The 9571-nt window shown below is 58.6% G+C and carries 7 protein-coding genes and 1 pseudogene; 6 read left to right on the top strand and 2 right to left on the bottom strand.

All coding sequences use genetic code 11. From position 1 onward, the window contains the following. Window positions 1-189: 189 nt before the first annotated feature. Both ACFFP0_RS29565 and ACFFP0_RS29560 read left to right on the top strand, forming a co-directional pair. A pseudogene (locus ACFFP0_RS29565) lies at window positions 190-291 on the top strand (integrase core domain-containing protein); the annotation flags it as partial. An 87-nt stretch (window positions 292-378) separates the two neighbouring features. Then, a protein-coding gene (locus ACFFP0_RS29560) for an IS3 family transposase (RefSeq protein WP_377265806.1) occupies window positions 379-1481 on the top strand; the annotation gives its coding sequence in 2 pieces (ribosomal slippage) (window positions 379-640 and window positions 640-1481; 1104 coding nt in all). 254 nt (window positions 1482-1735) lie between these two features. Here the strand turns inward: ACFFP0_RS29560 and ACFFP0_RS29555 are convergent. Then, window positions 1736-2461, bottom strand: a complete 726-nt coding sequence (locus tag ACFFP0_RS29555) for a helix-turn-helix domain-containing protein (protein ID WP_377265807.1) — start codon at window positions 2459-2461, stop codon at window positions 1736-1738. 355 nt (window positions 2462-2816) lie between these two features. Here ACFFP0_RS29555 and ACFFP0_RS29550 point away from each other — a divergent pair, with 355 nt between their 5' ends. From ACFFP0_RS29550 to ACFFP0_RS29535, 4 genes are read left to right on the top strand one after another with little or no spacing between them, the layout of a single operon-like run. Next, on the top strand, window positions 2817-4904 hold the full coding sequence (locus ACFFP0_RS29550; protein ID WP_377265805.1) for a TonB-dependent siderophore receptor: 2088 nt from the start codon (window positions 2817-2819) through the stop codon (window positions 4902-4904). Continuing rightward, a complete protein-coding gene (locus tag ACFFP0_RS29545; protein WP_377265804.1) occupies window positions 4832-6061 on the top strand; it encodes an ABC transporter substrate-binding protein in 1230 nt (409 codons plus the stop codon). The genes ACFFP0_RS29550 and ACFFP0_RS29545 overlap by 73 nt, the downstream gene beginning before the upstream one ends. Then, window positions 6058-7119, top strand: a complete 1062-nt coding sequence (locus tag ACFFP0_RS29540; protein WP_377265803.1) for a FecCD family ABC transporter permease — start codon at window positions 6058-6060, stop codon at window positions 7117-7119. The genes ACFFP0_RS29545 and ACFFP0_RS29540 overlap by 4 nt, the downstream gene beginning before the upstream one ends. Further along, complete coding sequence (locus ACFFP0_RS29535) at window positions 7116-7904, top strand: ABC transporter ATP-binding protein (RefSeq protein WP_377265802.1); 789 nt, start codon at window positions 7116-7118, stop codon at window positions 7902-7904. Before ACFFP0_RS29540 ends, ACFFP0_RS29535 begins: the two co-directional genes overlap by 4 nt. 412 nt (window positions 7905-8316) lie before the next feature. Here the strand turns inward: ACFFP0_RS29535 and ACFFP0_RS29530 are convergent, their stop codons facing one another. Next, window positions 8317-9354 (bottom strand): IS110 family RNA-guided transposase, encoded by a 1038-nt coding sequence (locus tag ACFFP0_RS29530; RefSeq protein WP_377265801.1) that lies wholly within the window; start codon window positions 9352-9354, stop codon window positions 8317-8319. Window positions 9355-9571: the final 217 nt, after the last annotated feature.

The raw sequence follows: 9571 nt of genomic DNA, 5'->3' as shown, positions 1-9571 counted from the left end.
CCATCACCCGCACTTGGCCTACCCTCTGCAACCCCGGCCAGCGCCGGGCAGGCCAAGCGCTGATCGTCTACAGGGGGGTGAATATTGGACGCCGATAAGGCGTCAACATTCCGCGCCGATTGACAAGTAGTGGGTTGTGGAGTCCTTATCTCTCCACCTCGCAGTTTGGTGCCTTTGCTACATAAGGCCGAGTGCCTCAACGAAACACTGTTCTCGTCACTGCCTCACGCCAGAGCCGAGATCACCGCATGGAAAGAGGATTACAACAGGCAACGACCGCATTCATCGCTGGGCAATTGCTCTGATCCCCAAAAACTGGATCGTTTTTGATTGGAGTTTTTCGCGCTAGATTCCCGGCTGGGAACAGGAGCGGAAACGATGAAGGCATCGAAGTTTTCAGACGCACAGAAAGCATTCATTTTGAAGCAGGGCGAGGACGGTGTGCCGGTTGCGGAGATCTGCCGCAAGGCGGGGATCGGTCAGGCGACCTATTTCAGTTGGAAGAAGAAATACGCAGGCCTGCTGCCGGATGAGATGCGCCGGCTGAAGGCTCTGGAGGACAAAAACAATCGTCTGAAGAAGATTGTCGCTGACCTGACGCTGGACCGTGAGATGCTGCAGGACGTCATCCGGCGAAAGCTCTGAGGCCTGCCCGTAAGCGCAAGCTGATCGACGGGATGCTGGTAGACTGGGGCGTATCGATCCGGCGGGGCTGCAAGGTCCTGACCTTCGATACCTCGACCTACCACTATAAATCCCGAAGAACCGGGCAGGCCCCTCTCGAAAGACGGATCAAGGAGATATGCGAGACACGCGTGCGGTATGGCTATCGGCGCGTGCATGTCCATTTGCGCCGGGACGGATGGACGATCAACATGAAGAAGACACGCAGGATTTACAGCGAGTTAGGCCTTCAGTTGTGCAACAAGCACCCCAAGCGTCGGGTGAAGGTGAAACTCAGAGATGATCGTCAGATTGCGGTCGGTCCGAACGATGTCTGGGCGATGGATTTCGTTCACGACCAGCTCGCAACGGGCAAGAAACTTCGCATCCTGACGATCGTCGATACGCACTCGCGCTACTGCCCCGCCACTGACGCACGCTTCACCTACCGTGGTGAGGATGTGGTTCAAACGTTGGAGCGTATCTGCAGGCAGATCGGCTATCCCAGGACGATCCGAGTGGATAATGGCAGTGAATTCATCTCCCGCGACCTGGACCTCTGGGCTTATGCCAACAACGTCACGCTGGACTTCTCAAGGCCCGGAAAGCCGACGGATAATGGCTTCATCGAGGCCTTTAACAGCAAGCTCCGAGCAGAGTGCCTGAACGCCCATTGGTTCCTGACCCTTGCGGATTCGCGCGAAAAGTTGGAGACTTGGCGTCGATACTACAATGAGGATCGTCCTCATTCGGCCATCCGATATAAGGTACCGATTGCTATGCATAATCCCGGTGGCGCAACCAGCCCGTCATCGTGATCAGAGCCGGAAAACTCCAGTTCCCGGCGGTCCAGACTTCGGTCTCAGAGCAGAAAACCAAAGACTCTCCGAAATCCCGGAGGAAACTTGGGTCTTAGGTCACCTAACGTCGAACAAGGATGACCGCAGGGCGGTGCCTCCGATCGCCAATATTCCCATACGCCGCAGCAGGAGGCTAATGTAGGGCTTGTCTGACGCGGGCTTATCGAGAACGGCACCATGCGCCTGCATCGACTCTCTTGATGAGATGCAATTCATCCATCACCAGTGTCGGACAATCTGCGACGAACCTTGCTGCGTTCGATCATCGCTTGCAGTCCGTGAGCGGTGCGGTATCCAACCTTTCCGGCGACAGCGCGTAGAGGTTGACCCTCCGACTGCTGAATCATTGCCCTCGCAGCCCTTAGACGCCGGCGCCACTCGCCAAAGGTCAAGGATGTCTCCGCTCTAAACCTGCGTGTCAGTGTTCGTCGGCTCAGCCCAACGATCGAACTCCAGGAGTCTATATCTGTATCTAACGAAGGAGTGTCGATCAGCGCATCGCAGATGCGCCTCAGCCGCAGATCCTGCGGCATGGGGATGGCAAAGTCCGCGTCTTCTGCCAGCTCGATTTCGCTGACGATTAGGCGAGCAAGGAGTATCCCCCGCTCAGCTTCTGCGCGATCAGGGCTCTCCTCCGCCAGAGCACGGAGCGCGGCATCAAGCAGAGCCGAAACGCGTATCATTCGGCATCCGTGCGAGAATACGGTCTCATCGACCATGCCGGGTTCCATATAGGCCGTGCAGAGTTCCAGTGGTCCTTCGCAGGCAGAGTCGTGAGCGATACCGGGCGCCACCAGAAGTGCGTGGCCGGTAGGAACCATCCAGACACCCACCTCGGTGGTAATCACCATCAGTCCTTCCGTCGCGTAGAGGAGCTGGCTTCGATGATGGCGATGCCAACCGGTCGACCCTGCTTTGGGTATATGCCAGCGCAGCATAAGGACAGGAACTGCCGGGCGATCGTCGGCAGCCGGATCGCTGTTCGAAATCTCGATTAGTACACTCATAATTTTGGCCCGTTTGTGAACATGTTGGCCTGACATGCTACGCTGTTGTTGGTAAAAATACACACCTACCTCAATGCTTTAGAAGTAATCTAAAGAAGAGGTGGATTGTCAGTGGCATTCTTAAGCAGGCCAGTTGGGCGCGTGGGGCATATTGATGAGGAACATGGTTGAAGAGGGGACAGCCCAAATCCGGATTGGCATGACAAGGGTGCCGGCGAGAGCGTTGCTTCTCCTTTCGGCAACCTTTGCGGCCGCCAGTTCCGTCAGTGCACAAGAGGATGCATCGATGACACTTCAACCTATCATCCTTCAGGCCGAGGGGGAGGCCACCGACAACCTGAGCAGGAGTTACGTCACCGATAGGTCTAAAACGGGCACCAAGACAGATACGCCGCTGATCGAAACGCCCCAATCCATTTCCGTGATCGGGCGAAAGCAGATCGAGGCCACGGGGTCGCGCTCGCTCGGCGAGGCGACCCGGTATACGGCCGGAGTTCGTGAACTTTTCGGGGGCGCCGATCCGCGTTACGATCAATACCAGATTCGGGGCTTCAACGCTTCGACCACCGGCCTCTATCTTGATGGCCTGCAATTGCTCAGCTCGTCAGGCCTGCCGTTCCGGCTCGAACCCTACGGCCTCGATCGCATCGAGGTTCTGCGTGGTCCGTCGTCAGTGCTCTACGGCGGCACCAATCCCGGCGGTCTGATCAATGCTGTCAGCAAGAAACCGACCGACACCGCATTTGGTGAAGTCACGACAGGTGTCAATTCCTTCGGCAACGTCTACAGCGGCTTCGATTTGGGAGGCCCTACTGAGTGGAACGATGCTGCTGGTGCTGACGTCGCGAGTGAGTGGTCTTATCGCCTGACCGGACTCGGCAAGATTGGTGGCACACAAACCGATTTCAGCGATGACGACCGGATCTTCATCGCGCCTGCGCTGACGTGGAGCCCGGACGCCTATACGAGCCTGACGCTCCTGGGTTCCTATCAGCGCGACCGCACCACCGGCGTGCCCTTCCTGCCCTATGTCGGGACAGTGGTTGACGCGCCGTTCGGACGAATCCCGACAGACTTCGTAACCTCGATGCCGGATGAGGGCGGACGCTACAATGGTGTCGAGCGCGAGCAGGCAATGATCGGCTACCAGTTCGAGCACCGCTTCGACGACACCTTCACGTTTCGCCAGAATGCCCGCTACAGCCACGGCGAAAACGAGCTCTTCTCATTTATCGGAGGAGGCTATGTCGGCGGCAATCCGGCATCCGGCCGGCTCAACCGGATGGGTTTCTTCGCCAATCCGATCGTCGATCTCTTCACCATCGATACCCAGCTCGAGGCCCGCTTCTCGACCGGCGCAGTCAACCATACGGCTCTGTTCGGCGTTGACTACAAGCATGTGCGCTTCGACGATACGCAACGAACAGGCCTCGGAACGCCGATCGACATTTTCAATCCGGACTACGGACAGCCTTTCGGTGGGCTGACGACGACCGGCATCCGCTCGATTGCCGAGCAGGACCAGATCGGTGGATACGTTCAGGATCAGATGAAACTCGGACCGCTCAGTCTCATTCTCGGCGGCCGCTTCGACAGCGTCCGCACGGACGTCGACAACAAGATCAACGCCGCAATGAGTGACACGGATTCGGAGACTGCCTTCAGCGGCCGCGCCGGGCTGGTTTACGAACTCGGATATGGCCTCGCTCCCTATGTCAGCTATTCGAACTCGTATCAACCGCTCGTCGGGATCAACAATGCGACGCAGACGATCCTGAAGCCCGAAAAGGGCGAGCAGTTTGAAGTCGGCATCAAGTTCCAGCCGGAAGGCTCGCGCAGCTTCGTCACCTTGGCGGCCTTCGACACGACACGCGAGAATTTCCTCGTTTCCAATCCGTCCAATCCCCTGCAAACGGTCCAGAGCGGCGAAGCCCGTTCGCGCGGCTTCGAGATCGAGGCCCTGGCGAACCTCGCTGACGGTCTCGATCTCATCGCCTCCTATACCGACTTCGACATCGAGAACACAGAGAACCTGGACCCGACCCTGATCGGCCTTGCCCCTGCCAATACGCCGGAGCGCTATGCCTCGGCCTTCCTGGACTATACGATCCAGGACGGAAACCTGAGCGGGCTGGGAATGGGCATCGGGGTGCGATATATGGGAGATGCCTGGGTCGACGCGGCCAATACGCAGAAGATCCCGTCTTTCACGCTCGCTGACACTGTCATCCACTACGAAAAGGATGGGTGGCGCGGCGCGATCAACATTTCGAATATTTTTGACAAGACCTATGTTGCGCAATGCTCGAACGCCAACCAGTGCTTCTACGGCGAGCGCCGCAAGGTGATGGCGAGCCTGACATACAAATGGTAATGCTGACGAACACCACGAGGCATCGGGCGATGCCCGGAATGACACGCCGTGCCACCCTCGGAGCGCTTCTTGCCGCGCCTTTCATCCCACGCGCAGCGATGGCGCAGGAAGGACTGATACGCGCGACCGATATCATTGGCCGCGAGGCCGTTCTCAAGGCGCCGGCACAGCAGATCGTGCTGGGTTCTTGGGTCACGATCGACGCGCTATCGCTCATCCATCCTGATCCTGCCAGCCTTCTGGTCGGATGGGGAGGGGATTTCGGTGCCAATCAATTTCAACTCGAGACTTTCCGCAAACGGTTTCCGGCGATTGATGCCGTTCCGGTGGTCGGACAGGGCTCGATCGAAACCATGTCGATCGAGACGATCATCTCGCAGGCTCCGGATCTTGTGATCCTGAGCCGGCTGGATGCTTTTCGCTTCGGCGACGCGGCCTCCAATCCACAACTCGAACAGCTCGCCGACGCCGGCATCCCGGTTGCAATCGTCGATTTTTTCCTCGATCCGGCCAGAAACACCGAGCCGAGTCTCAGGCTGCTTGGTACCCTTCTCGGGCGCGAGCGACAGGCGCAGGAATTTCTGGATCTTTATGGCCAGCGCATGAGACGCATTGAGACACGGCTTGCCCGCCCGGGCGTCGTCCGTCCAACGGTCCTGCTCCACGCTTTTGCCGCCCGTCCCGAATGCTGCTGGACGACCGGGCCTGGTAATCGCGATGCGTTGACGACACCTGCCGGCGGGCACAACATCGGCGCCGACGTCCTGAAAGGCGCGATCGGCCAGCTCAACCTGGAATATGTCTACGAGCGCGAGCCCGAATTTTACATCGCGACCGGTGGCGCCGACGGGCGGCCGACGGACGAGGAATTCGCGATTGGGAGGGATGTTTCCGCCGACCGCGTCAAGGCGAGCTTCGAAAAGCTGCTTGCGCGTCCGCAGATCGCTGCGATCAAGGCGGTGAGCGAGAGGCGAGCCTTTGGTGTGTGGCACAATTTCATGCATACGCCGATCAGGATTGCGGCCGTTGAGGCCCTGGCGCGCTGGATGCATAGCGATCTGTTTGCCGACATCGATGCCGAAGCGACGTTGGAGGCCGTCAATGCGCGGTTTCTCCCGGTACCGCTCGAAGGTACATTCTGGGTCGCCGCAACATGAGTGAAGCAATAAAACACGCCACGCCAACCGCGCTGGCGGCGTATGAACATCTTCTGCATCGTCGAACGCTCGTTCTGAGCGGCCTTGCCATCGCATGTATGATCGGGTTCCTGATCGATGCTACGTCGGGGCCATCAAGTTCGGGCTTGTGGGATACCCTGCGCGGAATCTTTGCATGGGACAGCCTCTCCCGCGGTCAACAGATCGTCGTTTGGAGCCTGAGAATTCCCGTTGCGGCGATGGCGATCCTCGTCGGCTGCGCACTGTCTCTGGCCGGCGCGGAAATGCAAACGGTCCTCGACAATCCGCTTGCCAGTCCGATGACGCTAGGTCTTTCCTCGGCCGCCGCTTTCGGTGCGGCGCTTGCTATCGTGCTCGGAGTCGGCATTCCCGGCCTGCCTTCGGGCTTTATCGTCACCGCGAACGCCTTCCTGTTCGCCTTTGGGTCGATCCTGCTCCTCCAGGCGCTCGCGCGGCGATCGGACGGCGGCTCCGATACGTTGATCCTGTTCGGGGTCGGCCTTTTGTTCGCTTTCAACGCAGGGGTTGTGCTCATTCAGTTCCTGGCCTCCGCGGATGCCCTCCAGCAATTCGTATTCTGGGGCATGGGCAGCCTGGCGCGGACGACCTGGGGAACGGTCGGCGCGCTGGCCGCAGTCGTGGCCATCGTTCTTCCGTTCTCACTGCGTGCCTCGTGGAAGATGACTGCGCTGCGTTTTGGCGATGATCGGGCGATGAGTTTCGGTGTCGATGTCCGAAAGGTGCGCTTCTACTCCCTTTTGCGGATCAGCCTGCTGGCGGCGACTGCGGTCGCATTCTGCGGCACGATCGGCTTTATCGGACTCGTCGGCCCGCATATCGCACGCCTGGTTATCGGAGAAGATCATCGCTTCTTTCTTCCGGCAAGCGCGATGACCGGGGCGCTCGTCATGTCGCTCGCGAGCGTGGCCAGCAAGACGGTTTTACCGGGCGTCATCATTCCAATCGGGATCGTCACGGCTTTCATCGGTTTGCCGGTGTTTTTCCTGCTCGTGATGCGGCGAAAGGCGACCCGATGATGGAAGGTCTTGAAATCCGCGGCCTCGAGGCGGGATACGGCTCCCGGCGGATTGTAAACAACCTGAGCCTGCCATGTCTGCCTCCCGGAGAGGTCATTGCGCTTGTCGGACCGAATGCGGCCGGCAAGTCCACCCTGATGCGGTCACTTGCAGGTCTCACACCCGCACAGGGAGAAGCCCGGCTGGACGGGGACAATCTGTTTGCTCTGAGCCCGACGGAGCGTGCGAAACGCGTTTCATTCATGCCTCAGTCATTGCCCTCTGGGATCGCCCTCAACGTTTTCGAAGGCGTATTCACGGCGCTGAAAGCAGCGCCGCCGAGTCGAATGGTGTCGAACACCCAGTTGAGACGACGGGCATTCTCGGCATTGGAACAGTTCGGCATCGGCGATTTGGCGCTGCATCCATTCGATAATCTCTCAGGCGGTCAGCGACAATTGGCGAGCCTTGCGCAGGCAACGGTGCGGGAACCTCGGCTGCTGTTGCTCGATGAGCCGACGAGCGCGCTTGATCTCGCGCACCAGATTCGCGCCATGCGGCTCGTGCGCGAATATGCGCGCAGGCGGGAAGCAATCGTTGTGGCGATCCTGCACGATCTGTCGCTCGCATGCCGCTGGGCCGACCGCATCGCCGTTCTCACGAAAGGCGACCTGATCGCCTTCGGTCAGCCGGAGGTGGCGATCACTCCGCAAACGCTTCGGCTGGCCTATGGCATCGAAGCGCGTGTGGAGGCGGATGATTCGGGGCGACTTCGCATCGACATCGAGAATGTTTTGCCGACTTAGACGTCTGCTTCTGGTGCGTTCCGAACTCGATGGTTTCGATCACATTACCCACGCCCCCAATCTCTGACGTTTTGCTAAACCGTGAAGTGTTTCGCCGGACAGATGCTCCTGCCCGACCCATCAAATGCCGGGACTTCTCTATTCGGCGTGCTGTGGTCAAGCACTTTCAAGCTTTTTCAGCCAGAATGTCTGATGTCTTCGCGGGGCCATGCTTCTCTTCGGGATCGGCTATCAGCCTTCCCATCATGGGATCAGTTGGAATGAAGGGAGCAATCTAAACAGCGTCCTCATTGCGTTGCCACAATGGATACGAGTCCCGGCACGCCCTCTCTTCATCCTCCGTCCCGCGAAGGACATTCATCTACCCGTGGCGGATCTTGTTATCGGTCGTTTCGTCCGCAGAGCTTGCATCTTACATGACGGAGCCAACCTCCTCTCGCGTCCAGCGGAACTCGCTGCCGTCAGACCATATTCTATGCATGACGACAGCCAGCCTGCGGGCAAGAGCGACAGTTGCTCTCTGCCGGCCCCGGCGCCTAACGACATTCATCGCCCAGGCCTTCAACCAGGACCACTTCTTCACTACTGTCAGCAAAACTTGCGCCGCTTCATAAAGCAATGTTCGCATCATGGGGTCGCCGCACAGAGAGACGCGTCCCACACGACTGTCCTCACCGGATTGATGCAAGCGTGGGGTTAGTCTGAGAGAGGGGCCAACGGCTTTCGAACTTCGGAAGCGGGCCGGAATGTCTATCGTGGCAGCGAAAGCCAGAGCGACAACAGGTCCAACGCCCGGAACTGTCATCAGCCTTCTGCAAACAGCGTCATTCCTCGCAATGGACAGCAGCCGTTCATGAAGCACGGTGAACTGCTCGCGAAGTTTCTGTCGCGCCACAAGAAGGGCATCCATTATGTCGCACAGTTCCGGCATGTCGCCGGCGAGATCCCGGATGCGTTCCTCGAACTTGCCGGCGCCAACGATGCCAACCTTCAAGCCGAAGTTGCGCAATAGGCCACGGATATCGTTCTCGATAGCAATGGCCTTCTCCTGAAGCAGTTTGCGTGCGGTCAGCAGGACGCGCCGCTTCTGGCTTGCCAGCGTTTTGACATGGACCGGTCGGAAGAGATTGACACGCATCATCTGCGCGATGCCACGAGCGTCGTTTCGGTCGGTCTTGTTAACCTGTGCCTTCAGGAACGCCTTCGCGTGCCGTGTCTCGATGCAGATCGCCGGCAACCCGGCTTCAGCGAGGCCACTGAACAACCATTGCGACAACGGCCCGGCCTCAAGCCCAATCCTTACGAAATTCCAAGAAGCATCGGTCAGAACCTCGGCAAGGTCGTCAGGATGGCTGACAACCTTCATCTCGCGGCAAATCTTACCCGTTTCGTCTACAATGCATATGGAGGTCTCTTTGACAGAAACGTCCAGTCCGGCAAAATGCTTCATGCTGCGCTTCCTTTATGATGCTTGTGGCTGCTTCACACAGACCACGTTTATCATCAGCTCGAAGCGCAGCACCTCAACACACAACCACTAGTACTACAGTTGCGTTTGATTTCTTGTTTTATAGTGCGAGATCATGGCGGAAGCCTGATGTGCCCGTCGCCAGAGAGACCATGCGAGAATAGACCGCACTCTGATCGGCGGCGGCAGCAGGAGACGT

Origin of the sequence: Neorhizobium puerariae (assembly GCF_042429745.1) — a bacterium.
GTDB classification, from domain to species: Bacteria; Pseudomonadota; Alphaproteobacteria; order Rhizobiales; family Rhizobiaceae; genus Neorhizobium; species Neorhizobium puerariae.
Note: the sequence above shows the minus strand (reverse complement) of the source record. Positions and strands in the feature narration are given on the sequence as shown.

Excerpts from the sequence above, each read along its gene's own strand:
- ACFFP0_RS29535 (WP_377265802.1), top strand. The coding sequence starts at position 7,116 with ATGATGGAAGGTCTTGAAATCCGCGGCCTCGAGGCGGGATACGGCTCC.
- ACFFP0_RS29540 (WP_377265803.1), top strand. The coding sequence starts at position 6,058 with ATGAGTGAAGCAATAAAACACGCCACGCCAACCGCGCTGGCGGCGTAT.
- ACFFP0_RS29530 (WP_377265801.1), bottom strand. The coding sequence starts at position 9,354 with ATGAAGCATTTTGCCGGACTGGACGTTTCTGTCAAAGAGACCTCCATA.
- ACFFP0_RS29555 (WP_377265807.1), bottom strand. The coding sequence starts at position 2,461 with ATGCTGCGCTGGCATATACCCAAAGCAGGGTCGACCGGTTGGCATCGC.
- ACFFP0_RS29550 (WP_377265805.1), top strand. The coding sequence starts at position 2,817 with ATGACACTTCAACCTATCATCCTTCAGGCCGAGGGGGAGGCCACCGAC.
- ACFFP0_RS29545 (WP_377265804.1), top strand. The coding sequence starts at position 4,832 with ATGCTCGAACGCCAACCAGTGCTTCTACGGCGAGCGCCGCAAGGTGAT.